General features: G+C 63.7%; 21 protein-coding genes and 1 pseudogene. 15 read left to right on the top strand and 7 right to left on the bottom strand.

Translation table 11 applies throughout. From position 1 onward, the window contains the following. The first annotated feature begins 17 nt into the window (after window positions 1-17). The 6 genes and pseudogenes from AC1VON_RS04340 to AC1VON_RS04315 all read left to right on the top strand — a co-directional run bounded on the left by AC1VON_RS04340 (window position 18) and on the right by AC1VON_RS04315 (window position 7,297). Entirely contained in the window at window positions 18-1,457 is a 1,440-nt protein-coding gene (locus AC1VON_RS04340; protein WP_483120581.1) for a pyridoxal-phosphate dependent enzyme, read from the top strand. Then, the gene (locus AC1VON_RS04335; RefSeq protein ID WP_483120580.1) at window positions 1,454-2,635 is read left to right on the top strand and encodes a trans-sulfuration enzyme family protein; all 1,182 of its coding nucleotides are present in this window, start codon (window positions 1,454-1,456) and stop codon (window positions 2,633-2,635) included. Before AC1VON_RS04340 ends, AC1VON_RS04335 begins: the two co-directional genes overlap by 4 nt. Before the next feature lie 163 nt (window positions 2,636-2,798). Then, window positions 2,799-3,763, top strand: a pseudogene (locus AC1VON_RS04330) (GlxA family transcriptional regulator). Window positions 3,764-4,005: 242 nt separating this feature from the next. Beyond that, window positions 4,006-5,310, top strand: coding sequence for a M24 family metallopeptidase (locus AC1VON_RS04325; RefSeq protein WP_483120578.1), 1,305 nt, complete (start codon window positions 4,006-4,008; stop codon window positions 5,308-5,310). Between the two features lie 337 nt (window positions 5,311-5,647). Next, window positions 5,648-6,328, top strand: a complete 681-nt coding sequence (locus AC1VON_RS04320) for an isochorismatase family protein (protein WP_483120576.1) — start codon at window positions 5,648-5,650, stop codon at window positions 6,326-6,328. An 18-nt stretch (window positions 6,329-6,346) separates the two neighbouring features. Next, window positions 6,347-7,297 (top strand): alpha/beta hydrolase, encoded by a 951-nt coding sequence (locus tag AC1VON_RS04315; protein ID WP_483120574.1) that lies wholly within the window; start codon window positions 6,347-6,349, stop codon window positions 7,295-7,297. Between the two features lie 3 nt (window positions 7,298-7,300). On the opposite strand, the gene dnaQ is transcribed toward AC1VON_RS04315, so the two are convergent. The 5 genes from dnaQ to AC1VON_RS04290 form a co-directional block, all read right to left on the bottom strand. Next, complete coding sequence (gene dnaQ, locus AC1VON_RS04310) at window positions 7,301-8,029, bottom strand: DNA polymerase III subunit epsilon (RefSeq protein WP_172347780.1); 729 nt, start codon at window positions 8,027-8,029, stop codon at window positions 7,301-7,303. A gap of 75 nt (window positions 8,030-8,104) precedes the next feature. After that, entirely contained in the window at window positions 8,105-8,698 is a 594-nt protein-coding gene (gene coaE / locus AC1VON_RS04305) for a dephospho-CoA kinase (RefSeq protein WP_483120572.1), read from the bottom strand. Next, window positions 8,695-9,537 carry a shikimate dehydrogenase gene (locus AC1VON_RS04300; RefSeq protein ID WP_483120570.1) on the bottom strand — a complete coding sequence of 281 codons (843 nt, stop codon included), beginning with the start codon at window positions 9,535-9,537 and terminating at the stop codon, window positions 8,695-8,697. The genes coaE and AC1VON_RS04300 overlap by 4 nt, the downstream gene beginning before the upstream one ends. Beyond that, window positions 9,530-10,129 carry a Maf-like protein gene (locus AC1VON_RS04295; RefSeq protein ID WP_483120568.1) on the bottom strand — a complete coding sequence of 200 codons (600 nt, stop codon included), beginning with the start codon at window positions 10,127-10,129 and terminating at the stop codon, window positions 9,530-9,532. The genes AC1VON_RS04300 and AC1VON_RS04295 overlap by 8 nt, the downstream gene beginning before the upstream one ends. A gap of 134 nt (window positions 10,130-10,263) precedes the next feature. Then, window positions 10,264-11,085 (bottom strand): pyruvate, water dikinase regulatory protein, encoded by an 822-nt coding sequence (locus AC1VON_RS04290; RefSeq protein ID WP_140776340.1) that lies wholly within the window; start codon window positions 11,083-11,085, stop codon window positions 10,264-10,266. Between the two features lie 404 nt (window positions 11,086-11,489). Here AC1VON_RS04290 and hemE point away from each other — a divergent pair, with 404 nt between their 5' ends. From hemE to rho, 3 genes are all read left to right on the top strand, one after another. Next, window positions 11,490-12,521, top strand: a complete 1,032-nt coding sequence (gene hemE, locus AC1VON_RS04285; protein ID WP_483120566.1) for a uroporphyrinogen decarboxylase — start codon at window positions 11,490-11,492, stop codon at window positions 12,519-12,521. After that, a complete protein-coding gene (gene hemJ, locus AC1VON_RS04280; RefSeq protein ID WP_483120564.1) occupies window positions 12,521-13,057 on the top strand; it encodes a protoporphyrinogen oxidase HemJ in 537 nt (178 codons plus the stop codon). The genes hemE and hemJ overlap by 1 nt, the downstream gene beginning before the upstream one ends. 217 nt (window positions 13,058-13,274) lie before the next feature. Beyond that, window positions 13,275-14,540: a transcription termination factor Rho gene (rho, locus tag AC1VON_RS04275; protein WP_081294988.1), complete on the top strand. Its 1,266-nt coding sequence runs from the start codon at window positions 13,275-13,277 to the stop codon at window positions 14,538-14,540. A 71-nt stretch (window positions 14,541-14,611) separates the two neighbouring features. Here rho and AC1VON_RS04270 read toward each other — a convergent pair whose 3' ends face one another. Continuing rightward, a complete protein-coding gene (locus tag AC1VON_RS04270; RefSeq protein WP_483120562.1) occupies window positions 14,612-16,630 on the bottom strand; it encodes a thioredoxin domain-containing protein in 2,019 nt (672 codons plus the stop codon). Window positions 16,631-16,696: 66 nt separating this feature from the next. Here AC1VON_RS04270 and mnmE point away from each other — a divergent pair, with 66 nt between their 5' ends. From mnmE to AC1VON_RS04245, 5 genes are all read left to right on the top strand, one after another. Next, entirely contained in the window at window positions 16,697-18,028 is a 1,332-nt protein-coding gene (gene mnmE / locus AC1VON_RS04265; RefSeq protein WP_483126268.1) for a tRNA uridine-5-carboxymethylaminomethyl(34) synthesis GTPase MnmE, read from the top strand. Window positions 18,029-18,325: 297 nt separating this feature from the next. After that, window positions 18,326-20,215: a tRNA uridine-5-carboxymethylaminomethyl(34) synthesis enzyme MnmG gene (gene mnmG / locus AC1VON_RS04260; protein ID WP_483120560.1), complete on the top strand. Its 1,890-nt coding sequence runs from the start codon at window positions 18,326-18,328 to the stop codon at window positions 20,213-20,215. Beyond that, on the top strand, window positions 20,212-20,844 hold the full coding sequence (gene rsmG / locus AC1VON_RS04255; protein WP_483120558.1) for a 16S rRNA (guanine(527)-N(7))-methyltransferase RsmG: 633 nt from the start codon (window positions 20,212-20,214) through the stop codon (window positions 20,842-20,844). The genes mnmG and rsmG overlap by 4 nt, the downstream gene beginning before the upstream one ends. Window positions 20,845-20,898: 54 nt before the next feature. Then, entirely contained in the window at window positions 20,899-21,699 is an 801-nt protein-coding gene (locus AC1VON_RS04250; protein ID WP_172352811.1) for a ParA family protein, read from the top strand. Window positions 21,700-21,764: 65 nt separating this feature from the next. Continuing rightward, window positions 21,765-22,652, top strand: coding sequence for a ParB/RepB/Spo0J family partition protein (locus AC1VON_RS04245; RefSeq protein ID WP_172347790.1), 888 nt, complete (start codon window positions 21,765-21,767; stop codon window positions 22,650-22,652). 366 nt (window positions 22,653-23,018) lie between these two features. Here the strand turns inward: AC1VON_RS04245 and holA are convergent, their stop codons facing one another. Continuing rightward, window positions 23,019-24,062: a DNA polymerase III subunit delta gene (gene holA, locus AC1VON_RS04240; protein WP_483120555.1), complete on the bottom strand. Its 1,044-nt coding sequence runs from the start codon at window positions 24,060-24,062 to the stop codon at window positions 23,019-23,021. Window positions 24,063-24,601: 539 nt separating this feature from the next. Here holA and AC1VON_RS04235 point away from each other — a divergent pair. After that, the gene (locus tag AC1VON_RS04235; protein ID WP_172347792.1) at window positions 24,602-25,834 is read left to right on the top strand and encodes a 3-methyl-2-oxobutanoate dehydrogenase (2-methylpropanoyl-transferring) subunit alpha; all 1,233 of its coding nucleotides are present in this window, start codon (window positions 24,602-24,604) and stop codon (window positions 25,832-25,834) included. The last annotated feature ends 1 nt before the right edge of the window (window position 25,835 follow it).

Here is a 25,835-nt window from a genome sequence, read left to right as displayed (position 1 = left end):
GATCAGGGAGCTTCGATATGAGCGAGCACGGAAAAGCTGCGCCAGGCAGCACCCTCTCGGATGGTCCATTGTCCCGGCTGCGCCCTCCCTATGCGTCGGTTCTCGACCTCATCGGCCAGACGCCGGTGGTCGAGCTGACCAAGTTCGACACCGGCAAATGCCGGCTGTTCATCAAGCTCGAAAGCCAGAATCCCGGCGGCTCGATCAAGGACCGCATCGCCCTGTCGATGATCGCCGCCGCCGAAAAGCAAGGCAAGCTCAGGCCGGGCGGTACCATCGTCGAGGCGACGGCCGGCAATACCGGCCTCGGCCTTGCGCAGGTCGGCATTCCCAAGGGCTATCGCATCGTGCTGGTCGTGCCCGACAAGATGTCGCGTGAAAAGATCCAGCATCTGCGCGCGCTTGGCGCCGAGGTGCGCATGACCCGTTCCGATGTCGGCAAGGGCCATGCCGAATATTATCAGGACATGGCCGAGAAGATCGCGGCGGAAGTGCCCGGCGCCTTCTATGCCAACCAATTCGCCAATCCGGCCAATCCGCTGGCGCATGAGACGACCACCGGCCCGGAGATCTTTTCGCAGCTTGATGGCAATGTCGACGCGGTTGTCGTCGGCGTCGGCTCGGGCGGCACGCTGACCGGGCTCGGTCGCTACTTCGCGAAAGTATCGCCCAAGACCGAAATGGTGCTCGCCGACCCGGTCGGCTCGGTGCTGGCGCCGTTGATCAAGACCGGCAAGATGGAAGAGGCGGGCAGCTGGACGGTGGAAGGCATAGGCGAGGATTTCGTGCCGCCCAACGCCGATCTGTCACTGGTCAAGAAGGCCTATTCCGTCACGGACAAGCAGAGCATGCTGGCGGTGCGCGATCTCCTGTCGCGCGAAGGCATCCTGGCCGGCTCGTCGTCGGGCACGCTTTTGTCTGCCGCACTGCGCTATTGCCGCGAGCAGACGGTGCCGAAGCGCGTCGTCACCTTCGTCTGCGACAGCGGCAACAAATACCTGTCCAAGGTGTTCGACGATTTCTGGCTGGCCGAGCAGGGCCTGGCCGAGCACGAGCAGCATGGCGATCTGCGCGACCTCGTCATGCGCTCGCATCGCACCGGCGACACGGTCTATGTCGGCCCGGACGAAAGCCTGCTCAACGCCTATGGCCGCATGCGCCGATCGGATGTTTCGCAGCTGCCGGTGCTCGACAATGGCAAGCTTGTCGGCATCGTCGACGAGAGCGACATATTGGCCAAGGTCGACGGCCCCTATGACGGGCGCTGGGAGCGCTTCAACGGCCCGGTGCGCACGGCGATGACCTCCAATCTGCACACGCTGCAGGCCAGCCAGACGCTGGATGCGCTGCTGCCGGTGTTCGACCGCAACGAGGTCGCCATCATCTTCGACGGCGACGAGTTCGTCGGCCTGATTACCCGCATCGACCTGATCAACCATCTGAGGCGCGCCCGATGACCAAACACACACCGCCGGCCGGCAAGAACCGCCTGGCCTTTTCGACGCGCACCATCCATGGCGGCCAGAGCCACGATCTGCTGACCGGTGCCGTTATGGTGCCGATCTATGCCACCTCGACCTTTGCCCAACAATCGCCCGGCGTGCACAAGGGGTTCGAATATGCCCGCAGCCAGAACCCGACGCGCTTCGCCTTCGAGCGCGCCGTGGCCGATCTCGAAAGCGGCACGGCCGCCTTCGCTTTCGCTTCGGGCCTGGCGGCGATCTCGACGGTGCTGGAACTGCTCGACAGCGGCGCGCATATCGTCGCCACCGACGACATCTATGGCGGCTCGTTCCGGCTGATGGAGCGGGTACGCAAACGCTCGGCGGGTCTCCAGGTCTCCTTCGTCGACTTCACCGACCTTGCCGCGGTCGAGGCGGCGATCCGGCCGGAGACGAAACTGCTTTGGGTCGAGACCCCGACCAACCCGCTGCTGCGCATCGTCGACCTCGAAGGCGTCGCGGCTCTCGCCAAACGCAAGGGCATCCTGTCGGTCGCCGACAACACGTTTTGCAGCCCCTATATCCAGCGGCCGCTGGAACTCGGCATCGATATCGTCGTGCATTCGACGACAAAGTATCTCAACGGCCATTCCGACATGGTCGGCGGCGTGGCGGTTGTTGGCGACAACAAGGATCTCGCCGCCCAGCTGAAATTCCTGCAGAACGCCATCGGCGCCATATCGGGCCCGTTCGACAGTTTTCTCGCCCTGCGCGGCCTGAAGACGCTGGCGCTCAGGATGGAGCGCCATTCCGCCAACGGGCTGAAAATCGCGCAATGGCTGGAAGGCCGCAAGGATGTGCGCCGCGTCATCTATCCCGGCCTCGCCAGCCACCCGCAGCACGCGATCGCCGTGCAGCAGATGCATGCCTTCGGCGGCATGATATCAGCCGTGCTCGACCGCGACCTCGCCGGCACAAAACGCTTCCTCGAACGCACGCAGCTGTTCACGCTGGCCGAAAGCCTTGGCGGCGTGGAAAGCCTGATCGAGCATCCGGCGCTGATGACGCATGGGTCTATTCCGGCGGAGAAGCGGGCAGAGATCGGGATTTCGGACTCGCTGGTCAGGTTGTCGGCGGGCATCGAGGATGGCGACGATCTGATCGCCGATCTGGAGCAGGCGCTGGAAGGATGAACTTATCAGTTGCCAAGGGTGGCGCTGCCCCTCATTGCCCTGCCGGGCATTTTTCCCCGTAAACGGGGCGAAAGGGGGCTAACTCGTGTCGCCGGCGCGGACGGCCAGGTTCATGCATCAGCCCGATTGACCTCGCGCGCCATTCGCCCGAGATGTAGCGCCCATGGCGACGCGCGAACCCGAAAAACCCACCGAGCCCCTCACTTTCGCGGTGCTGGTGTTCCCCGGCTTTCCGATGATGGCGTTCAGTTCGGTCATCGAGCCGCTGCGCGCCGCCAATGTGCTGGCGAAGCGGCAGTGCTATCGCTGGATCATCGTCGGCGGCACGAAAGGGGCGGTCGAGGCCTCCAACGGGGTCGTCATCCAGCCGGGTTTTTACGCAGAGGATGCGCCGAAGGTCGACCGCATCGTCGTCTGCTCAGGTGGCGATGCCGATCACCTCGTCGCCGAGGACGCGGCGAGCTGGATCCGCCGCAGCCTGCGCAATGGCGCCCATATCGGCGCGGTGGCGGATGCCGCCTTCTTCCTCGCCCGCGCCGGCCTGCTCGACGGCCATGCCTGTACGCTGCACTGGACCAGCCAGGCCGCCTTCACCGAGGCCTTCCCCAACATCGAGCTGCGGCGCGACCTCTATGTCATCGACCGCAAGCGCTTCACCTCGGCCGGCGGCGTCGGCAGCCTCGACATGATGCTGGAAATCATCACCCGCGATTACGGCGCCGAGCTCGCCGCCGGCGTCGCCGAATGGTTCGTGCACAGCCCGCTGCGATCGAGCGTCGACCGCAAGCTGATGCCGCTGCGCCTGCGCACCGGCGTCCAGAACGAGCTGGTGCTGTCGGCCATCGCCATCATGGAGGATGCGGTCGAGGAGCGGCTCGGCATGGCCGAGCTGACGGCCCGGCTCGGCGTGTCCTCCGACAAGCTCGAACGCTCCTTTCCGAACTCGATATCTCGCCCAATGGCTATTACCGGCGGCTCAGGCTGAAGCGCGCCGCCGATCTCTTGGCGCATTCGACACTTGCCGTTCGCGACGTGGCGCTGGCCTGCGGCTTTGCCTCGATGTCGAGTTTTGCCCGCGCCTTTCGCGAGGAGCACGGGCATCCGCCGAAACTGGCGAGACGGCATTAGGCTACCACTTCGTCAACTCTGAGGAATGGTGGCGTCTCTGAGCCTAGCGTTTAGGCTGGAACAAACGCCCCGGCATGGATCCTCGGGTCTTCGCCGCGTCGCTTCGCTCCTTGCTTCGCCCGTGGATGACGAAGGCAAAGGGCTCAGCGGTATCCTGCACAACACACGCGGTTTTCCGCACAATCCTTCCACGCCTCCTGCGCCATGGTCTGACCTCGCAACCCACCCAAGGCCACACACCCATGAGCATCGTCGTATTCGACCCCGATAGCACCGAGGACGTCGACTTCAAGGACCGCATGCGCCACCCCGCCGCGGCCGATCCGGCGGGCGGCATGTGGCTGTCGGACACCGAGCCATCCTTCATCGATGCCGACGCCTTGCGCAAAGGCCGGCTGGCCAAATTGCGCGGCTGGATGCGCGACGCCGGCTATGGCGGCGTGGTGCTGTTCGACCCCTACAACCAGCGCTACGCCACCGGCTCGCGCAACATGTTCGGTTATTTCCTGCGCAACTCGACCCGCTATTTCTTCATCCCCACCGAAGGGCCGATCGTGCTGTTCGAGTATCCGCAGAGCTACCATGTCTCCATGGTGCTCGACACGATCGACGAGGCGCGGCCTTCCAAGCTGGTCTGGTCGTCTGTCTCCGGCCGCGACGACGAGACCGCCGGGCCTTTCGCAGACGAGATCGCCGAGCTTTTGAAGAAGCATGGCGGCGGCTCGATGAAGCTCGGGCTCGACCGCTGCAGCCATCTGCAGGCGCTCGCCTTGGAAAAGCGCGGCTGCGAGGTGCGGGATTGCCAGGGCGAGATCCTGGCGGTGCGCGCAGTGAAGACGCCCGAGGAGGTGAAATGCCTGCAGGTGTCGATGGCGGGCGCTGAAGCCGCCGTCTACGCGGTGCGCGAGGCGATCAAGCCCGGCGTCTCTGAAAACGACCTCTTCGCCATCATGTATGGCGAGGTGATCCGCCAAGGCGGGGAGTTCATCGAGACGCGGCTGCTGACGTCGGGCCAGCGCACCAATCCGTGGTTCAACGAGGCCAGCGGCCGCAAGATCCGGCCCGGCGAACTTTTGGCGCTCGATACCGACACGATCGGCTGCTACGGCTATTATTCCGATTTCTCGCGCACCTTCCGCTGCGGGCCGGGCAAGCCGACGCCCTACCAGAAGTCGCTCTACCGCATGGCGCACGACCAGGTGCAGCACAATATTTCGATCGTCAAACCCGGCATGGCGTTTCGCGAGATCGCCGAGAAGGCCTGGACAATCCCGGACCGCTTCGTCGACCAGCGCTACACTTCGGTCATGCACGGCGTCGGCATGCATGGCGAGACACCGTTCATCGCGCATGCCATGGATTACGAGACCTATGGCCGCGACGGCCATATCGTGCCAGGCATGGTGGTGAGCGTGGAAAGCTATATTGGCGAGAAGGGCGGCCGCGAGGGCGTCAAGCTGGAGGACGAGATCCTGATCACCGACACCGGGACGGAGCTGCTGTCGCGCTTCCCCTATGAGGATGAGTTTCTGGAGAAGCAGGTTTGATTGTCTTTGCACGACCCCTGTCAACCAGCGCAGCCTCTTACCGCTTCGTCATCCTAGGGCGAAGCAAGGAGCGCAGCGACGCGGCGCAGACCCCTGGAGCTGCTCCGCAGCCCAAGGGATCCATGCCGGGACTCCAACGCGTCGCCACGGTCCTGAATTCTGCTCCGCTGCGCCCGTCAGAAAGGTCGCGGCATGGATCCTCGGGTCTCCGCGACGGAGCTTCGCTTCTGCTTCGCCCGTGGATGACGAAGGTGGGGAGGCGCCGCCCAATCACCGCTGCCTGCGCCAGCTCACTGAAACGAACGGCGGCGGCCGCACGAAGCCAGGGCCCATCCGCATGAAAGCTCCCATCTCCATCAAGAGCGGCACCGTCGCCGCTGTCTTCATCGACCTGCAGGAAGAGCACCGGCAGGACCCGCGCTATCTGGTCGAAGGCTTCGCCGGCATCCTCGCCAACGTCCAGCGCCTGCAGGCGGCGGCACGCGAGAACAAAGTACCGCTCCAGCACTGGGCCTATATCGTCGATCTCGAAAAGCAGGACAGGCCCTTTCATCCCGTTGGCGCCGACGGCAAGTCGGCTTTCTCAGACAAGAGCGATCCGCTGACCGAAATCTGCCATGAGGTGGCGCCTGCCGATGGCGAGGCGCTGCTGATCAAGGCCGAGGCGAGCGCCTTCCGCTCGGGGCCGGCGGCCGATCGGCTCAAGGCTTCCGGGATCGAATGGCTTGTGGTCGCCGGCGTGTGGACCGAGGCCTGCATCGACGCCACCGTGAAAGACGCGGTGGCAAAGGGATTCCGCGTGCTGCTGGTCAAGGATGCCTGCGGCAGCGGCAGCGCGGCCATGCACCAGACCGGCATTCTCAACCTTGCCAACCGGCTCTATGGCGGCGCGGTCACCGACACGGACGGCGCCTGCCGGCTGCTGGCTGGTGAGACGGTCTCCGCCTGGCAGGTCGAGGGCTCGGTGCCGCTGCGCTTCAGTTTCGATAACGCAGCCGCCCTCTACGCGGATCTGTGACAGATTGAGCAGACCGACATGACCGGCCGCGGCAAATACGAAACACGGCTCGATCCGGCGCTGTGGGCCTACATCGACAGCGTCAACGGCTGGTACCCGCCCGAGATCACCGGCCTGCCGATCGACAAGCAGCGCGATGTCTATGACCGCATGTGCCGGGCCTTCCACCGGGGCCGCCCCGCCGGAGTCAATGCCAGCGACGGCCTGATCGCCTTGTCGAGCCACGACATCCCGATCCGCCACTACCAGCCCGCAGGCGGCCCAGCGCTCGCCATGGTGCTCTATTTCCATGGCGGCGGCTTCATCCTTGGCGGGCTCGACAGCCATGACGACATCTGCTCCGAACTCTGCGCCGGCACCGGCTTCGACGTGCTGTCGGTCGACTATCGGCTGGCGCCGGAGCATCTGCATCCCGCCGCCTTCGATGATGCGATGACCGCTTTCGCATGGGCAGCGGCCGCCACCGACCTGCCGCTGGTGCTGTGTGGCGAGAGCGCCGGCGGCAATCTGGCCGCGGCGGTGGCACAAGCGACGCGCCGGCATATCAGGGCTGCGATCGGCCAGGTGCTGATCTATCCCGGCCTCGGCGGCGACGAGAGCAAGGGTTCCTATGTCGAGCATGCCGAGGCGCCGCTGCTGTCCGTCGGCGACATCGCCTTCTATCGCGACGTCCGGTCAGCCAAGCGGCAAGCGCCTGACGATCCGACCTTCTCGCCGCTGCTCGATAGCGACTTTTCAGGCCTTCCGCCGACGGTGATCATATCAGCTGAATGTGACCCGCTGTCATCCGATGGCGAGACCTATCGCGATCGCATCCTCACCGCCGGCGGCAAGGCATGGTGGCATGAGGAGAAGCGCCTGGTTCACAGTTTCCTGCGCGCCCGCACCACGGTACCCGCGGCCGCCGAGGCATTCGCGCGCATCATCGCGGCGGTTGGTGCGCTGGGCCGGAGCGAATGGCCGTACTGAAGGCTAGGACGACGTCGCGGCTTTTGCTTCGGATGACGTCGCTTTCAGCCAGAGTGCCTTTTCACCGAGCGTGGCGACCATGGCGGCATGGGCGGCGCGGTCGGCCTCGGTGAGGCGCGGCGGCAATGGGGCCGGGCGTTGGGCGACGATGATCTCGATGTGCCGGATATTTTCGCCGCCTCGCGCCGGCGCGGTCGAGCTGTCGAGGATGAGGGCGGCCTGCTTGCCGCCGATCAGCTCGATATAGACCTCGGCCAGCAATTCGGAATCGAGAAGCGCGCCGTGCTTGGTGCGCTTCGTGTTGTCGATGCCGTAGCGCCGGCAGAGCGCGTCGAGCGAATTGGGGCCCATCGGGTGCTTGCGGCGCGCCAGCGCCAGCGTATCGACGACGCGGCCGGGATCGACGACGGGGTGACCGAGCCGGCCGAATTCGACATTGAGGAAGCCAATGTCGAAAGTGGCGTTGTGGGCGACCAGCTTGGCACCGTCGGTGAAAGTCAGCCATTCCTCGGCGATTTCGGCAAAGGTCGGCTTGCCCGCGAGGTCGGCCGCGCTGATGCCGTGCACCGCTTGCGCTTCCTCATGGATCGCCCGGCCTTGCGGGTTGATATAGTGGTGAAAGGTCCTGCCGGTCGGGAAACGGTTGACCAGTTCGACGCCGCCCAGCTCGATCACGCGGTCGTCGCGCGAATCAAGGCCGGTGGTTTCCGTGTCGAAGATGATCTCGCGCATCGAATCAGTCGCTCCAAAGGAGCAGAATCACGAGACCGGAACAAAATGGCAATGGGCAATGCTGACGGCCTGCCGTCAGGAACCCCTTTGTCCCCGGAGTTCAGCGATGATGGCGGCAACGGCGGCACGGGCCGCGTCCAGCCCCTGGCCCGTGTCGATGATGAAGTCCGCCAGCCTGCGCTTCTCCTCATCCGGCACCTGCTTGGCCAGGATCGCCGCCAGTTTTTCTTCCGTCATGCCCGGCCGCGCCAGCACGCGCTGGCGCTGCACTTCGGCGGGCGCGGTGACGACGACGACCTTGTCGACGCGGCCACGGCCGCCGGTTTCGAACAGCAGGGGGATGTCGAGCACGGCGATCGATTCGCCGGCGTTACGATGCTTGGCCAGGAAGGCGTCAGCATCGGCTCGGACCAGCGGATGGATGATGGCTTCCAGCTGCTTCAGCGCGGCGGCATCGCCAAGGACGCGTGCGCCAAGTTTTACGCGATCGACCACACCGCCAACCGTGGTGCCGGGAAAGGCGGCCTCGACCAAAGGCGCCGCCGCGCCCGCATAAAGGCGATGCACCGTCTCGTCGGAATCATGGACAGGCACGCCGGCCTCGGCGAACATCTTCGCCGTCGTCGACTTGCCCATGCCGATCGAACCGGTGAGGCCGAGCACGATCATGGTTTCGGCACCAGATCGGCGACGATGAGCGCGCGCAGCTCGGCCGTGACCTGCGGCCTGACGCCGAACCAGTGTTCGAAGCCGGGCACGGCCTGGTTGAGCAGCATGCCGAGGCCGTCGACCGTCTTCAGCCCCCTGGCGCGCGCGGCGGCAAGCAGCGGCGTCTCCAGCGGCACATAGACGAGATCGGTGACGACGGCATGGTCCGGCAGCAAGGCGGGATCGGCGGAGAGGCCTTCATTGCCGACCATGCCGAGCGCGGTGGTGTTGACCAGCAGGCCGGCGTCGGCCAGCAATTCGTCGGTCGCCGCCGTGCCGTGCGCCGTAATGCCGGCGCCGAAACGATCGCGCAATTCCTGCGCCCGGGCGAGTGTGCGGTTGACGATGCGGATGTCGCTGACGCCACGGTGCTTCAGCGCCTGGATGACGGCGCGCGACGCGCCGCCGGCGCCAAGCACGACCGCGGGTCCGGCGTTCGCCCAGCCCGGCGCGTAATCATCGAGGTTGGCGGCAAAGCCGTGGCCATCGGTGTTGCCGCCCCACAGGACGCCGTCCTCGAACCACAGCGTGTTGACGGCGCCGATCTCCTCAGCCGCCTGGTCGCGACGGTGGACAAGAGCAAAGGCGGCCTCCTTGTGCGGGATGGTGACATTGCCGCCGCGAAATCCGTTTGCCTGCAATGTCGCGATGAATTCGGCAAAATCCTGCGGCGCGACGTCGATGGCCTCGTAGCTGCCGTCGATGCCGTGTTTTGCCAGCCAGTGGCCATGGATCTTCGGCGAGCGCGAATGCTTGATCGGATGGCCGGTGACAAAAGCTTTTTTGGTCGCCTCAGCCATCGATGGCTCCCAGCCTGCGCAGTTCCGTCAGCAGCGGCAAAAGCGGCAGGCCGACAATGGTGAAATGGTCGCCCTCGATCTTTTCGAACAGCTGGATGGCTTCACCTTCGATCTGGTAGGCGCCGACGCTGGCCAGTGCCTTGGCGCCGACACGGGCAAGATGCCGGCCGATGAAGCCAGGGTCGAGCTTGCGCATGGTCATGCCGGCGATACCGACATGCTGCCACAGCACCTTGCCGTCACGGACCAGCACGGCGGCGCTGTTGAGCTGGTGCGTCTTGCCCGATAGCGCCAAGAGATGGAGGCGCGCACCCTCCATGTCGGCCGGCTTGTGGAACACCTCATCGCCGAGCGACAAGGTCTGGTCGCAGCCAAGCACCAGCGCGCCGGGCCGGCGCTCGCTGACCTCGGTGGCCTTGGCCTCGGCCAGCACCAAAGCGACATCCTCGGGCGAGACGCCGCTGTTTTGCAACGGCGCCTCGAGCGCGCGCTCGTCGACATCGGCGGGAACCGCCTCGATGTCGAGCCCGGCATTGACGAGCATTGCCTTGCGAAACGGGCTGCCTGAGGCGAGGATGATTTTTTCGGTCATGGTTTGTGTGCCTGATACCCGTCCAGTTGCCGTCGAGATGTTCATCCAAGTAGAAAACCGCTGCACTCGTTGGCCATTGTAACGGCCTTTCAAGCGACATGGCGGTGGGTGTTGGCGCCCCGCGGCGGCCCCAATTATCTGTTCTTCCCTCTCAGGGCAACGATTGCCGCGGCCGTTTCCTCGATCGAGCGGCGGCTGACATCGATCATCGGCCAGCCATGGCGGGTACAGATCTGTCTGGCATAGGCGAGCTCCTCGTTGATCGCCGCGCGATCGACATAGTCGGTCGGCACGTAGGAGCTGCTGTTGCCGAGGATGCGGTTCTGGCGGACATGCGAGATGCGCTCCGCGGTGGCGATCAGCCCGACGATCAGCGGTGTCCTGGCGGCAACCAGGCTTTCCGGCACCGGGACGCCAAGCACGATCGGTATGTTGGCGGTCTTGATGCCGCGATTGGCGAGATAGATGCTGGTCGGCGTCTTCGAGGTGCGCGAGATGCCGATCAGCACGACATCGGCATCGTCCATGTTGAGCGGCAGCTGGCCGTCATCATGGTCCATGGTGAAGTTGAGGGCATCGATGCGGCGGAAATATTCGGCGTCGAGGACATGCTGGGCGCCGACGCGCCGGCCGGCGGGCGTGCCGAGATAGGACTGGAAGACGGTGAGCACCGGCTCCAGCACGGAGACACAGGGCAGGCCCATGGTGGCGCAGCGCTCGTCGATGCCGCGCGCCAGCTTCTGGTCGACGACCGTATAGAGGATAATGCCCGGCTCCTCCTCTATGTCCTCGAACACCTTGGCCACCTGCTTTTCGGTGCGGATGAGCGGGTAGATATGCTCGATGGCACGCGCATCCTTGTATTGCGCGGAGGCCGCCCGCCCGGCGGCGAGCAGGGTTTCGCCGGTGGCATCGGAAATCAGATGCAGGTGAAAGAAGCTCTGGGGTTTGTTCACAGGGGATCACCTGGGGCTGTGGGCGGATGTGGATAAGGTCGAATGGAAAGACAGGGCCGTGGCGGGCGACTGTATCAGATGCCGGTTTGTCCACAATTCGGTCCTCTGTCAGCTTCGTCGGGCGGCTGGGGACAAATCTGGGGACAGGCTCTTTTGCCTTCCGGCTATCCACAGGGCCGGTTTTCTGCGGGATGTTCCAAGGCTTTGACTCCAATGACAGATTCCGGACCATCCCCAGAACCCCGCAGCCGGGAGAGAGAAGCGCGCGACAATATGCTTGCTGGCTTTTTGCCTGACGAAGCGGGACAGGTGACAACCACCACAACCAACAGACTCTTAGAATCAGAAGAATCTTAGATATAAGAGTCTTTGATTATAGGAAGGCTGGGAGAGGCGAGCGCTCAATGTCCAAAAGCCGGATCATGCTGGACGTCCTGAAGGGCGAGGCAGTGTTTCCGCCTCCGCTCTGGATGATGCGCCAGGCCGGGCGCTATCTGCCTGAGTATCGTGAAACACGCAGGCGCGCCGGTTCGTTCCTTGACCTTTGCTACGATCCCGACCTCGCCGTCGAAGTGACGCTGCAGCCTATCGAGCGCTTCGGCTTCGATGCCTCGATCCTGTTCTCGGATATCCTTGTCGTTCCGCATGCGCTCGGCCGCGACGTACGCTTTGAAGAAGGGCGGGGACCGCTTTTGACGCCGATCTCGGTTGCCGAGATCATGGCTCTGCAAAGCGATGTGTTTCACGTGAATCTCGAACCGGTCTATGAGACGGTTCGCCGGTTGCGGGCAAAACTGCCTGATGAAACCACCTTGATCGGCTTCTGCGGCGCGCCGTGGACGGTGGCGACCTACATGATTGCCGGCCATGGAACGCCTGACCAGGCGCCGGCGCGGCTGTTCGCCTATCGTGAGCCGGCGGCGTTCCAACATCTTCTGCAGGTGCTTGCCGATCATTCGGCGGCCTATCTGATCCGCCAGATCGAGGCCGGCGCCGACGTCGTGCAGATTTTCGATTCCTGGTCCGGCGTGCTCGACGATGCGTCGTTCGACCAGTTTTGCGTCTGGCCAGTGGCCGAGATCGTCAGGCAGGTCCGGGCGGTCCATCCCGATGTGCCGATCATCGGTTTTCCCAAGGGCGCCGGCGCCCGCTACCGGACCTATCGCCAGAAGACCGGCGTAACGGGCCTGGGGATCGACTGGACCGTGCCGCTGGTGGCGGCGAAGGACCTGCAGCGTTCGGGTGCCGTTCAGGGCAATCTCGATCCCTTGCGTCTCGTGGCTGGCGACAAGGCGCTGTCCGATGGCGTCGATACCATCCTGAAGGCTCTGGGTGACGGACCGCTGATCTTCAATCTCGGCCACGGCATCACGCCGGAGACACCGATCGCGCATGTCGAGGCAATGGTGAAACAGGTGAGGAGCGCGGTACGCTGATGGCCGGGATGAACAACACAAGCAGCACCTCCCAGGCGATGATGCGCATGATCATCAGCATCGGCGTCCTGATTGTGCTGACAGCGCTTCTGTTTTTCGTCGCACCCGACAGCTTTTACCCCTGGGCGAAGGCGATCCATATCCTCGCCGTCATCTCCTGGATGGCCGGCATGCTCTATCTGCCGCGGCTGTTCGTCTACCACGTCGATGCCGAGAAAGGCTCGGTGCAGTCGGAGACCTTCAAGGTGATGGAGCGGCGCCTGCTGCGCGGCATCATCAATCCGGCGATGATCGTCACCTGGGTGTTCGGGCTGTGGCTTGCCTGGAAAGTCTTTGGCTTCCAGGGCGGCTGGCTGCACGCCAAGATCGGCCTGGTGCTTCTGTTGTCCGGTGTACATGGCTATCTTTCCGGCGCGGTGCGGAAATTCGCTGAAGATCGCAATGAAAAGTCCGCGAAGCACTGGCGGATGATCAACGAGATCCCCACATTGCTGATGATCGCAATCGTGATCCTGGTTGTCGTCAAGCCATTCTGACGCAGGCCGCGCGAAGGTGGTCGCGGTTTCTGGATAACGACATGCCGCGCTCCGGGCCTTTTTCGGCCCGCAAAACGCGGCTTGCTCTTTCATCCGACCGACGATAAAAGACGGGTCTTCCTTCCCGTCATGCGCCGCCCCTCATTGTTTTCGGCCGCGCCCGGCATTTGTCGCATCCCGCCGATATTTTTTCCCAAAGCTCACCCAGAGTCCGTCTATGCAAGAAATGAAACTTACCGAATTCAAGAACAAGAAACCGCCAGAGCTGATCGCTTATGCCGAATCGCTCGAGGTCGAGAATGCCAGCGTCATGCGCAAGCAGGAGCTGATGTTCGCGATCCTGAAGAAGCTGGCCGCCCAGGACGTCGAGATCATCGGCGACGGTGTGGTCGAAGTGCTTCAGGACGGTTTTGGCTTCCTGCGCTCGGCCAACGCCAACTATCTGCCAGGTCCCGACGACATCTATATTTCGCCGTCGCAGATCCGGCGCTTTTCGCTGAAGACCGGCGATACGGTCGAAGGGCCGATCCGCAGCCCGAAAGAGGGCGAGCGCTATTTCGCGCTGCTCAAGGTCAACACCATCAATTTCGACGATCCCGAAAAGATTCGTCACAAGATCCACTTCGACAATCTGACGCCGCTCTATCCGACCTCGCGGCTGAAGATGGAAATGGAGGTTCCAACCTCCAAGGACATCTCGCCGCGCGTCATCGACCTGGTAGCGCCGCTCGGCAAGGGCCAGCGCGCCCTGATCGTGGCGCAGCCGCGCACCGGCAAGACGGTGCTCTTGCAGAATATCGCCCATTCGATCACCACCAATCACCCGGAATGCTATCTGATCGTGCTTTTGATCGATGAGCGGCCGGAAGAAGTGACCGACATGCAGCGTTCGGTGAAGGGCGAGGTCGTCTCCTCGACCTTCGACGAGCCGGCGGTGCGCCACGTCCAGGTCGCCGAAATGGTCATCGAAAAGGCCAAGCGCCTGGTCGAACATGGCCGCGACGTCGTCATCCTGCTTGATTCCATCACCCGTCTCGGCCGCGCCTACAACACCGTGGTGCCGTCATCCGGCAAGGTGCTGACCGGCGGTGTCGACGCCAACGCGCTGCAGCGCCCGAAGCGCTTCTTCGGCGCGGCGCGCAACATCGAGGAAGGCGGCTCGCTGACCATCATCGCCACGGCGCTGATCGACACCGGGAGCCGCATGGACGAAGTCATCTTCGAAGAGTTCAAGGGCACCGGCAATTCGGAAATCGTGCTCGACCGCAAGGTCGCCGACAAGCGCATCTATCCGGCCATGGATATATTGAAGTCTGGCACCCGCAAGGAAGACCTGCTGGTTCCGCGCTCCGACCTGCAGAAGATCTTCGTGCTGCGCCGCATCCTGGCGCCGATGGGAACCACCGACGCGATCGAATTCCTCATCGACAAGCTGAAGCAGACCAAGACCAACGCCGATTTCTTCGATTCGATGAACACGTAAAGCGCTTACCCTCCCCCTTGTGGGGAGGGTCGGATCCGCGCAGCGGAGCGGGCCAGCGCGGGGCTGGCGATTCATCTCCGCCGCAACAGCTGTTCCAGTTCCTCCGCATCCGTCACCGCCGGCAGACAGACCTGCCCGGTACAAAGCCAGGCGCCTGGTCTGTTGGTCGGCGGGAAGATGCCGCCGGGCAGAAGCGGTCGATTCGCCTCCGAACCAATCGTCGTAATGATGTCGACGCGGCGTGGGTCAGGGCATCGATTCGCAACCGGAACGAGCTTCGGATCTTCCGGCCTGTCCACGATGACCAGTTTCAGGGGCTCGATTGCAAGCGAACAGGCATTGATGATGCCCGCCTGGCCATAGGCCTGATGCGCGGCGCGGCCGGCCGCGTGCTCGGCGACCTGCCAGGCCTTTTCCTGCAGGTCGAGATCGCCAGTGACGGAGGCGAGCCGGACCAGCGCTTCGATGATCTGGCTGGTGGCTGACGAAATGGCCTCGTCCACATCGCCCCTGATGCGGATCGGCACGTCAGTGCTGTCCGAAGCGGTCAGATAGTAACCCGTCCCCGTGGCGTCGGCGTGCCAACGGTCGAGTTGTTCGACGAACCCGCTGGCCTGATCGACATAATTCCAATCGCCTGACGCTTCGAACAGCGAGATGGCGGCGTTGGCCATGGCGGCATAGTCGCTCGACAGAGCGGGGAAGAGTTTTCTGCGGCCGAGCATGGAATGCGGCAAGCGCTTGTCGTGGCCGGCCGCGACGATATGGGCAAAGGCTTTTGCCGCGACCTCGATCCAGTCGTGCCGGTTCAGCGAGCGGCCGGCCCCGGCGAGCGCAGCTATCATCTGGCCGTTCCAGTCGGTGAGGGTCTTTGCATCCAGGCCCGGCCTGACCCGCTCTTCCCGGACGGCGAGAAGCCGCTCCTTGAGCGGGATCAATCGTTCGCGCTCGCCCACGCCCCGGATTTGCTGAGCGCGGGTTTGATGGACAACCGGCTTGCCTTCCCAGCCATGCGGGCTGGAGAGTGTGAAGTAGTTGAAAAACAATGCAGAATCGTCACCGAGGACGGTTTCCACTTCCTCTCGGCTCCAGGTGTAGAAAAGACCTTCCTCACCATCGCTGTCGGCGTCGAGGCTGGCGGCGAAAGCACCGCCGTCGACGCGCATTTCGCGCAGAAGCCACTCAACCGTCTCTTCGATTCGTATCCGGAACAAATCATTGCCGCTCGCGGCATAGGCCCAGTTGCAGAAGCGGACGAGCTCCGCATTGTCGTAGAGCATCTTCTCGAAATGTGGCACCAGCCATTCGGCGTCGGTCGAGTATCGGCTGAGTCCGCCTCCGATATGATCGTAGATGCCGCCGCCGAGCATCTGTTCGAGGCTGATGAGCACGTCGTCGCGATGCGTGGCGTTGCCGTCGCGCAGCCAGGAGAGCCAGAGCGTGAGCATGAATGGCGCGTTGGGGAATTTCGGGGCGCCGCGCAGGCCGCCAAGGTCGCGATCGATCATGCCGTCGATGCGGCCGGCGAGGTCGCTCAGCGTACCGCAGTCAAGGCTTTCCTTGGCGTGCATGCCGGAGAGCCGCGCTTCGACATGGCTGGTCAGGCCGTCGGCGCTCTGGTTCAGGCTGGCGCGCTTTTCCCGCCAGGCCTTGTCGACCGCTTCCATCACCTGGGTGAATCCCGGGCGGCCATAGCGCGACTCGCGCGGGAAATAGGTGCCGCCCCAGAACGGCTTGCCATCCGGGGTCAGGAACATGGTCAGCGGCCAGCCGCCTTGTTCGCCCATCGAGGACAAGGCCGCCATATAGATCTGGTCGATGTCCGGGCGCTCCTCGCGATCGACCTTGATATTGACGAACAGACGGTTCATGACGGCGGCGACCGCGTCATTCTCGAAGCTTTCATGGGCCATGACATGGCACCAGTGGCAGGCGGCATAGCCGACGGAAAGCAGGATCGGCCTGTCGAGGGCCTTCGCTTCCTCGAGCGAAGCCGGCGACCAGGCCCGCCAATGGACGGGATTGCCGCTGTGCTGCTGCAGATAGGGGCTGGCCTCGTCGGCAAGCAGGTTTTGCGCGGGCAGTGTCACAATGGAACTCGGGGTAACTCGGTTCAACGTGTGGCGGAAGCTAGGGCGGTTCAGCAGAGCGGGCAAATGATTTCAGGCGATTCGATCGTAGCGCTGTCCAGCGGCCGACTTCCGGCCGGCGTTGCCGTGCTGCGTATTTCCGGTCCGCAGACTCGATTCGTTGTCGAAACGATTGCGGGCGGTATGGTTAAGGCCCGTGCGGCGGTTCTGCGCACGTTCAGGGCACCGGATGGATCCGTGCTGGACAGCGGGCTCGTCGTCTTCTTTCCGGGCCCGGCCAGCTTTACCGGAGAGGACGTGGCCGAGTTCCATGTCCATGGCGGACGCGCCGTTGTAGCCAGAATGCTCGAGACGATCGTCGCTTTTGACGGCGTCAGGCACGCGGAACCAGGCGAATTCACGCGTCGAGCCTTTCTCAATGGCAAGGTCGACCTGGTCGAAACCGAGGCACTGGCGGATCTGATCAATGCCGAGACCGAGGCGCAGCGTCGCTTTGCCATCCAGAATGCGGAGGGCGCTCAGAGCGCGCTTTATCTCGGCTGGCGCCGGCGGCTGATCCATGCGCGCGCCATGATCGAGGCCGAGATCGACTTCGCCGAGGAAGACGATGTGCCGGGTTCCGTTTCGGATACGGTCTGGTCCGACGTGAGGGCGATGATCGCGGAAATCGATCGCCACGTCGCCGGATTTCGCACCGCCGAGATCATCCGCGAGGGGTTCGAGGTGGTCATCCTCGGTGCGCCGAATGCCGGCAAGTCGAGTCTGTTCAACGCCTTGGCGCGACGCGATGCAGCTATAGTAACGGATGAACCGGGCACGACACGGGACCTGCTTGAGGTGCTGCTTGATCTCGACGGTATGCGCGTCAGGCTGACGGATACGGCCGGGTTGCGCGACGCGCCGGGCAAGGTGGAGGCGATCGGCATAGAAAAGGCGCGGGCCAAGGCGGATCGTGCCGATCTCTTGCTGCTGCTGGAGGATATTCTGTCTCCCGGTGATGTCGGCCCGTTGCCGGGTGCAGCAGCTTTGCTGCGCGTTGGCACCAAGGCCGACCTGCTGGACAGGCAGACGGCTCGGGATGCGGCCGGTCGCTATGACCTTGTTATTTCAACCGTAAAGGGGACTGGCGTGGAAGCGCTGCTTGCTGAAATCGGCCGACGCGCGAGGGAAGCTGCCGGTGACATCGGCGATGTTCTGCCATCGCGCCTGCGCCATGTCGAACTGCTTGGGGACGCCAATCGGCATCTGCTTCGCGCCACAGATGACGGTAGCGCGGGCCAGGAACTGCGGGCCGAGGAATTGCGGCTGGCGGCGGATCGCCTGGGCCGGATCGTCGGTGCCATCGATGTCGAGGATATGCTCGATGTGATTTTCGGACAGTTCTGCATTGGGAAGTGACTCACGTGAAACAAAGATTCGGCGAACGGGGCTGATTGGCGGAAACATTAACCGCTTCCTCGGGTCTCCCTCACGGATCTCCGCTTCGTGCTTTGCCCGTGGATGACGAAATCGGGGACGCTTCGGCAATTCTCAGCAATGACTCACGTGAAACATAGGTGCACTGCTGACTCACGTGAAACACTGCCGCACGTGGACCCTCACTCTGTTTCACGTGAAACTTGCCGCGAAGTTTTCTTGACAGGCTCGCCTTGCGGGGACATGTGTCCCTCAATCTTTGAGTCCGGGAAATTTGAAATGAGCGATCACTATGATGTGGTTGTGGTGGGCGGTGGCCATGCGGGTTGCGAGGCGGCCAGCGCCGCCGCGCGCGCCGGTGCCAGAACCGCACTGGTAACGCTGCGCTTCGACACGATCGGTGTCATGTCATGCAATCCGGCGATTGGCGGCCTCGGCAAGGGCCATCTGGTGCGCGAGATTGACGCCATGGACGGCCTGATGGGCCGCGTGGCGGATGCCGCCGGCATCCAGTTCCGTCTGCTGAACCGGCGCAAGGGCCCGGCGGTCCGCGGGCCCCGCACGCAGGCCGACAGGAAGCTCTATCGCCTTGCGATGCAAGAAGCGATTCGGCAGCAGAACGATCTCGATGTGGTTGAGGCCGAGGTTCTGGATTTCGAGATTGACAACGGCAAGATCGCCGCCGTTCTGCTGGCAGACGGCAGAAGGCTGGCTTGCGGCGCCGTGGTCCTGACGACCGGCACCTTCCTGCGCGGACTCATTCATATCGGCGAGAAGAAGATTGTTGCCGGCCGCATGCACGAGCAGGCGAGCCTCGGCCTGTCCGCGACCATGGACCGGGCCGGCTTCCGGCTTGGCCGGCTGAAGACCGGAACGCCGCCACGGCTGGACGGAAAGACCATTGACTGGGCTTCACTGGACCGGCAGGCGGCGGATGAAGATCCGGTGCCATTCTCACTGATGACAGACCGCATCGAGACACCGCAGATCGACTGCGGCATCACGCGCACGACGGCCGCCACGCACGAGCTGATCCGCGCCAACCTTGGCCGCTCCGCCATGTATTCCGGCTCCATCGAAGGCGTCGGCCCGCGTTATTGCCCGTCGATCGAAGACAAGATCGTCAAGTTCGGCGACCGGGACGGCCATCAGATCTTTCTCGAGCCGGAAGGGCTCGATGACAATACGGTCTATCCGAACGGGATTTCGACTTCGCTGCCCGAGGATGTGCAGCTCGATATCCTCAAAACCATTCCGGGGCTGGAGCGCGCGGTGATGCTGCAGCCCGGCTATGCCATTGAATATGATCATGTTGATCCGCGCGAGCTGCATCAGACGCTGGAAACCGGACGGGTCGCCGGACTGTTCCTGGCCGGACAGATCAACGGCACGACTGGATATGAAGAGGCCGCCGGACAAGGCTTGCTTGCGGGGCTCAACGCGGCGCGCCGGGCGGCGGGCGGGGAACAGATCGTGCTCAGCCGCACCGAGGCCTATATCGGTGTGATGGTCGATGACCTGACCAGCCGGGGCATCAGCGAACCCTACCGGATGTTTACCTCGCGTGCCGAATTCCGGCTGTCGCTGCGCGCCGACAATGCCGATGAGCGGCTGACGCCGCTGGCGGAGAGGCTGGGGATTGCCTCGGCGCAACGGAGGCAACGCTATGGCGATGTCATGCAGCGTCTCGACGCCGCGCGAGATCTAGCCAAGGCCCTGGCCATGACGCCCAATGAGGCGGCACGGCACGGGCTGGAGATCAATCGGGACGGCGTGCGCCGGTCTGCCTATGAATTGCTGGCCTATCCCGGCGTCGATGTCGCCTGGCTGGCCAGGATAGAGCCGAAATTTGCCGCGATCGATGCCAAGACCGCCGAGCGCCTCGAAACGGAGGCGAAATATTCCGTCTATCTCGATCGCCAGAAGACGGATGTTGCACAGATTCGCCATGAGGAGAGTCGGCTGATCCCAGAGACGGTCGATTTCGCAGGCGTTCCTGGGCTGTCGAACGAGTTGAAGCAGAAGATGCAGGCACGCCGGCCTCGTTCCATCGCGGATGCCCAGCGCATGGAGGGCATGACGCCGGCGGCGCTGGCGATCATTGTCGCTCATGTCCGGCATCATGAGAGCGCGCAGAAGCCCCGGAGCGAACAAAGGGACGTTGCGTGAGCTCTTTTTCCCTGGAGAGACTGGAGGCCGCCGCCGGCCCGGTTTCACGTGAAACATTCGACCGCCTGGTGGCGTTCGAACAGATGTTCCAGAAATGGAACCGCAGCATCAATCTCGTGGCGCAGTCGACCTCAGGCGATGTCTGGCAACGCCATATATTGGACAGCGCACAGCTCGCCCGCATAGAACCCGGTGCCGTGCGTTGGGCCGACATCGGTTCCGGCGGCGGATTTCCAGGCCTTGTCATGGCCTTCCTGCTCGCCGAGCGCCCTGGGGCCACTATCGATCTGGTGGAAAGCAACCGCAAAAAGGCTTCGTTCCTGCAGACTGTCGTCGGCCAGTTCAACCTGCCGGCTCGGGTCGTCGCGCGCCGCATCGAGGACAGCCATGGTGTTGTTGCGACACCGCAAATCGTTACGGCGCGGGCTCTGGCCTCGCTTTCGGTCCTTCTCGACCTGTCGGCGCCCTGGTTGACATCAGGCGCGCGCGGGCTGTTCCACAAAGGCCGGGATTATCGCGCGGAAGTGCAAGAAAGCGTTAACCGATGGTCCTTCGATCTGGTAGAACATCCCAGTGTGACGGACCCGCATGGCGTCATCCTTGAACTGTCAAATCTGCGACCTGTCTGATCTTCGACTTGTCGAGCTATCTGGCGACCCAAAATGAATTTCTGGCATAAACCCATGATGAAGAACGGCCCCCGAATCATCACCGTAGCCAACCAGAAGGGCGGTGTCGGCAAGACCACCACCGCCATCAACCTGGCCACCGCCTTGGCCGCAATCGGCGAAAAGGTGCTGATCGTCGATCTCGATCCGCAAGGCAATGCCAGCACCGGCCTCGGTATCGACCGCAAGGACCGGACCGTGTCGTCCTACGATGTGCTGACGGGCGCGCTTGAGCTGGAAGCCGCGGCCATTCCGACAGCCGTGCCTGGCCTGTCCATCGTGCCGTCGACGCTTGATCTGCTCGGCATCGAGATGGAGATCGCCTCGGCGCCGGACCGGGTGCTGCGGCTGCGCAATGCCTTGCGTGCGGCCTCGGCGCGTTCGGCGGGTTTCGGTTATGTGCTGATCGACTGCCCGCCGTCGCTCAATCTGCTAACGCTCAACTCGATGGCGGCCGCCGATTCGGTGCTGGTGCCGCTGCAATGTGAGTTCTTCGCGCTTGAAGGCCTGAGCCAGCTGCTGGAGACTGTCGAGCAGGTGCGCAGGTCTATCAATCCGGACCTCACCATCCAGGGTATCGTGCTGACCATGTATGACGGCCGCAACAATCTGGCCAACCAGGTGGTCCAGGATGTGCGCGAGCATATGGGCGATAAGGTCTACGAGACCATCATTCCGCGCAATGTGCGGGTGTCCGAGGCGCCGTCCTACGGCAAGCCGGCGATCCTCTACGATTTGAAGTGCTCGGGCAGCCAGGCCTATCTGCAACTGGCCTCGGAAGTGATCCGCCGCGAGCGTAAATTGCGCGCCGCTTGATTAGATCGGATGCATGATTAACAGCCGATTCGATACCGAAACGATCTGAAGAACCTGGAATAAAGATGAGCGAAGACCTTTCGAGGAAAAGACTGGGGCGTGGCCTGGCAGCACTGATCGGAGAAATCGATCGCCCGGCGGCACCGGAAAAGCCCGGCATGAGCGCCGATGGCAAGGTGCCTATCGAGTTCCTCAGCCCGAACCCGAAAAACCCGCGCCGGCACTTTGGCGACGCCGAACTGACCGACCTTGCCCAGTCGATCCGCGAACATGGCGTGGTGCAGCCGGTGGTGGCGCGGCCGTCGCCGACGCAGGCCGGGCGCTACGAGATCATCGCCGGCGAGCGCCGCTGGCGGGCGGCGCAGCGCGCCGGGTTGACCGAGATCCCGGTCATCATCCGCGAAGTCAACGACCGCACCGCACTTGAACTGGCGATCATCGAGAACGTCCAGCGCACCGACCTCAACGCGGTCGAGGAGGCGCTGGGCTACCAGCAATTGATCGACGAGCACGGCTACACCCAGGCCGATCTCGGCAACGTCATCGGCAAGAGCCGCAGCCATGTCGCCAACACGCTCAGGCTGCTGAAGCTGCCGGAAGTGATCCGCGACATGCTGGTCGACGGCGCGCTGTCGGCCGGCCACGCCCGCACGCTGGTGACGGCGGACGATCCGGCGGGTCTCGCCAAGCGCATCGTCGAAGAGGGCCTTTCGGTGCGCCAGGCCGAGGCGCTGGCCCAGATGCCGGCGGGTCCGACGCCTTCCAAGCCGAAGCAGGCGCAAGCCGCGCCGGAAAAGGACACCGACACGCTGGCGCTGGAAAAGCTGATGACCGACACGCTCGGCATGATCGTGGCCATCGATCACAAGGGCAAGGGCGGCGAACTTCGCGTTTCGTATCGCTCGCTGGAGCAGCTCGATGAGCTGTGCCGGAGGTTGAAGCAGGAGCGGTAATTAGCCGACGAACTTATCTTGGATTCAAGGGCTGGCTGCCAGGCCGGCCTTTCTTTTATGGCGCTGGTGATTGGGCAAAAGGCCGAAGCGCTGATCTTACCCCTTTAGGGGGAGATGGCCGGCAGGCCAGAAGAGGTCGGTACGACCTGGTGCTAGCCTCGATTCGCCGCAAGGAGGTCGCATCCAGCCGCACCGACCCTTGTGGAAAAGGCTCTCCCGTCAGGAGATGGGATCGCAAAGGTGTCGGGTGTCGCCCTGCTGCTTTATGGCGCGGCGGTGCTCGTCTTTCCACAGACGCTGCCAACCTTTCAGCCGGCGGGCGCCATGATGATGAATTGACCAATGGAAGCAGGGAAGAGCGTTCTCCTACCGCTGCCCCAGCCTCGCGCTTTCCACCGCAATCCCCAGCAGCGCCTGTCGTGCCAGTGCCACCGAAAGATCCGGCCGCCGCCGTGTCTGCAATACGGCGGTCTGCAGCCGGGTCAGCGCGCGGCTGAGCGCCTCGCTGCTCCAGCGATCGAGCGCCTTCTCCACCAGCTTGCGCCTTGAGAAGAAGACCGGCGGACGGGCGGCGGCAACGACCGAAGCGGCGTTGCGGCCGGCAGAGTCCATCTGGCCGCGCATGATTTGAATCTGCTGCAACTGCCGCATGGCCGAGGACAGCACCAGGAAGGGCGGGCCACCCGACTGGCAGTGGCGGGTGAAGGCGGTGTCGAAATCGCCGACCTTGCCTTCGAGCAGTGCGTCGACGGCGTCGTCGAAGGAAGCGCCGGACACGTCGCCCGACATCGCCCGCACCTCTTCCAGCCCGATCTCCTTCTGGCCGTGGGCATAGAGGATGAGCTTTTCGATTTCGCCGCGCGAAGCCAGCCGGTCGCCGCCGAGATTGCGGCGCAGTGCCTGCCGAGCCTCCAGCGTCATCGACATGCCGGCCTTGCGCAGCTCGTCATCGATGACCGTGTCGATATCCCTCGCCTCATCGGCGTAGCACGGTAACGCCATGGCGTTGTCCGCGCCCTCGACCATGGCGCGCAGCCCAACGCCCTTCTTGAGATCGCCGGCCTCGATCAGAATGATGGCATCGCGCGCGGGTTCCGCCGTCAGCGCCTTCACGTCCTCGGCCAGCGCCTTCTGGCCGGTGGCATTGCGCACCCAAAGCAGGCGCCGGTCGGAAAACATCGGCACGGTGCGGGCCTCGTCGAGCAGGCGGCCCTCGTCGCGGTCGACCTCAGAACCTTCGAGCCTCACCACGGAAAAGGGATCGTCGAGCGGCAGGCCGGTCTTCTCGGCAAAGGCCTTCGCGCGCTCGGAAACGAGCCCGCGATCGGGGCCATAAAGCAGGACGATCGAGATGCGCGGATCGGGCCGCGCCAGCCAGGAATCGACCTCGAAAGCTTTCTTCTGTGCCATGGAGGGTGGTTAGCACAGCGTGAGCGCCGGGTGAACGGCCTCCAGCCTGGGTTCCTCGCGAGGGTGTCGGATCGGGAGGGGAGAAACTCGGGTTCGCAGGCTTGACGCCACCTCTCCCCCAATCGGTGGGGATAGGAAAACTGTCGCCCATGCTGTCGGTCCATTCTGTTACCTATCTATCCGGTCCGGACACTCGACACCTCTCTCCCGGTCGACGGGGGAGAGGAAGGAAGCCAAGCCTGGCCAACCCTCGCTTCTCACCTTCCGTCGATCGGACGTCCTCACGAGGGAAGAGGAACCCAGCTGTTGCCGCCCAATCGCCTTATCTGGCGGAAACCCCGGGCCAATCTTGCGCCAAATTGCGCGCCGGGATGAAACATCGACAAGAAATTTCGCGGACATATCTTCATCTTGTACTCGGGAGGCTGGATCGGCCGGTTCGCTGGCCCGATGCGAAAGGCTTGCCCGACGAATTCGCTCTGGCCTGGCGGCGCGGATGTGCAAATATCGGCGCCAGGCAACATTGGAGGACAAAGGTCATGGCCGATGCTGGGATGTTGCGTTTCCACGTTCCGGAGCCGGAAGTGCGGCCGGGCGGCACGCCTGACTTTTCCAACGTGACCATCGCCAAGGCCGGCTCGGTGCCGCGCCCCGATATCGATGTCGATCCGCGCACCATCCGCGACATGGCTTTCTCGATCATCCGCGTGCTGAACCGCAATGGCGAAGCCGTCGGCCCGTGGGCAGGGCTGCTTTCCAATGATGAGCTGCTGGAAGGCCTGCGTCACATGATGACGCTGCGGACCTTCGATGCGCGCATGCAGATGGCGCAGCGCCAGGGCAAGACCTCCTTCTACATGCAGCATCTGGGCGAAGAGGCGGTGAGTTGCGCTTTCCGCAAGGCGCTCGAGCCGGGCGACATGAATTTCCCGACCTATCGCCAGGCCGGCCTGCTCATCGCCGACGGCTATCCGATGGTCACCATGATGAACCAGATCTATTCCAACGAGGCCGACCCGCTGAAGGGCCGGCAGCTGCCGGTCATGTATTCCTCGAAGGAGCACGGCTTCTTCTCGATCTCCGGCAATCTGGCAACTCAGTATATCCAGGCGGTCGGCTGGGCGATGGCTTCCGCGATCTCGAACGATTCGAAGATCGCGGCGGCCTGGATCGGCGACGGCTCGACGGCGGAATCCGATTTTCATTCGGCCCTGGTGTTCGCCTCCACCTACAAGGCGCCGGTGATACTCAACGTCGTCAACAACCAGTGGGCGATCTCGACCTTTCAAGGCATCGCACGCGGTGGCTCCGGCACGTTCGCGGCGCGCGGTCTCGGTTTCGGCATCCCGTCGCTGCGCGTCGACGGCAATGATTATCTCGCCGTGCATGCGGTGGCCAAATGGGCGGCGGAGCGCGCGCGCAAGAATCTCGGACCGACGCTGGTCGAATACGTCACCTACCGCGCCGGCGCGCATTCCAGCTCGGACGATCCTTCCGCCTACCGGCCGAAGACCGAATCCGACGCCTGGCCGCTCGGCGACCCGATCGTGCGGCTGAAGAACCATCTGATCGGGCTCGGCGTCTGGTCGGATGAGCGGCATGCGCAGGCGGAGGCCGAAATCCTCGATACGGTGATCGCGGCGCAGAAGGAGGCGGAAAGCCACGGCACGCTGCATGCCGGCGGCAAGCCGTCGACGCGCGACATGTTCGAGGGCCTCTACGCCGAGATGCCGCCGCATCTCAGACGCCAGCGACAGCAGGCGGGAGTCTGAG

This window comes from Mesorhizobium sp. HAY1-8B, from assembly GCF_056868045.1.
Note: the sequence above shows the minus strand (reverse complement) of the source record. Positions and strands in the feature narration are given on the sequence as shown.

Coding starts and splice junctions, on each gene's coding strand:
- AC1VON_RS04340 (WP_483120581.1), top strand. CDS start 18: ATGAGCGAGCACGGAAAAGCTGCGCCAGGCAGCACCCTCTCGGATGGT.
- AC1VON_RS04335 (WP_483120580.1), top strand. CDS start 1,454: ATGACCAAACACACACCGCCGGCCGGCAAGAACCGCCTGGCCTTTTCG.
- AC1VON_RS04325 (WP_483120578.1), top strand. CDS start 4,006: ATGAGCATCGTCGTATTCGACCCCGATAGCACCGAGGACGTCGACTTC.
- AC1VON_RS04320 (WP_483120576.1), top strand. CDS start 5,648: ATGAAAGCTCCCATCTCCATCAAGAGCGGCACCGTCGCCGCTGTCTTC.
- AC1VON_RS04315 (WP_483120574.1), top strand. CDS start 6,347: ATGACCGGCCGCGGCAAATACGAAACACGGCTCGATCCGGCGCTGTGG.
- dnaQ (WP_172347780.1), bottom strand. CDS start 8,029: ATGCGCGAGATCATCTTCGACACGGAAACCACCGGCCTTGATTCGCGC.
- coaE (WP_483120572.1), bottom strand. CDS start 8,698: ATGATCGTGCTCGGCCTCACCGGTTCGATCGGCATGGGCAAGTCGACG.
- AC1VON_RS04300 (WP_483120570.1), bottom strand. CDS start 9,537: ATGGCTGAGGCGACCAAAAAAGCTTTTGTCACCGGCCATCCGATCAAG.
- AC1VON_RS04295 (WP_483120568.1), bottom strand. CDS start 10,129: ATGACCGAAAAAATCATCCTCGCCTCAGGCAGCCCGTTTCGCAAGGCA.
- hemE (WP_483120566.1), top strand. CDS start 11,490: ATGTCCAAAAGCCGGATCATGCTGGACGTCCTGAAGGGCGAGGCAGTG.
- hemJ (WP_483120564.1), top strand. CDS start 12,521: ATGGCCGGGATGAACAACACAAGCAGCACCTCCCAGGCGATGATGCGC.
- rho (WP_081294988.1), top strand. CDS start 13,275: ATGCAAGAAATGAAACTTACCGAATTCAAGAACAAGAAACCGCCAGAG.
- mnmE (WP_483126268.1), top strand. CDS start 16,697: ATGATTTCAGGCGATTCGATCGTAGCGCTGTCCAGCGGCCGACTTCCG.
- mnmG (WP_483120560.1), top strand. CDS start 18,326: ATGAGCGATCACTATGATGTGGTTGTGGTGGGCGGTGGCCATGCGGGT.
- AC1VON_RS04250 (WP_172352811.1), top strand. CDS start 20,899: ATGATGAAGAACGGCCCCCGAATCATCACCGTAGCCAACCAGAAGGGC.
- AC1VON_RS04245 (WP_172347790.1), top strand. CDS start 21,765: ATGAGCGAAGACCTTTCGAGGAAAAGACTGGGGCGTGGCCTGGCAGCA.
- holA (WP_483120555.1), bottom strand. CDS start 24,062: ATGGCACAGAAGAAAGCTTTCGAGGTCGATTCCTGGCTGGCGCGGCCC.
- AC1VON_RS04235 (WP_172347792.1), top strand. CDS start 24,602: ATGGCCGATGCTGGGATGTTGCGTTTCCACGTTCCGGAGCCGGAAGTG.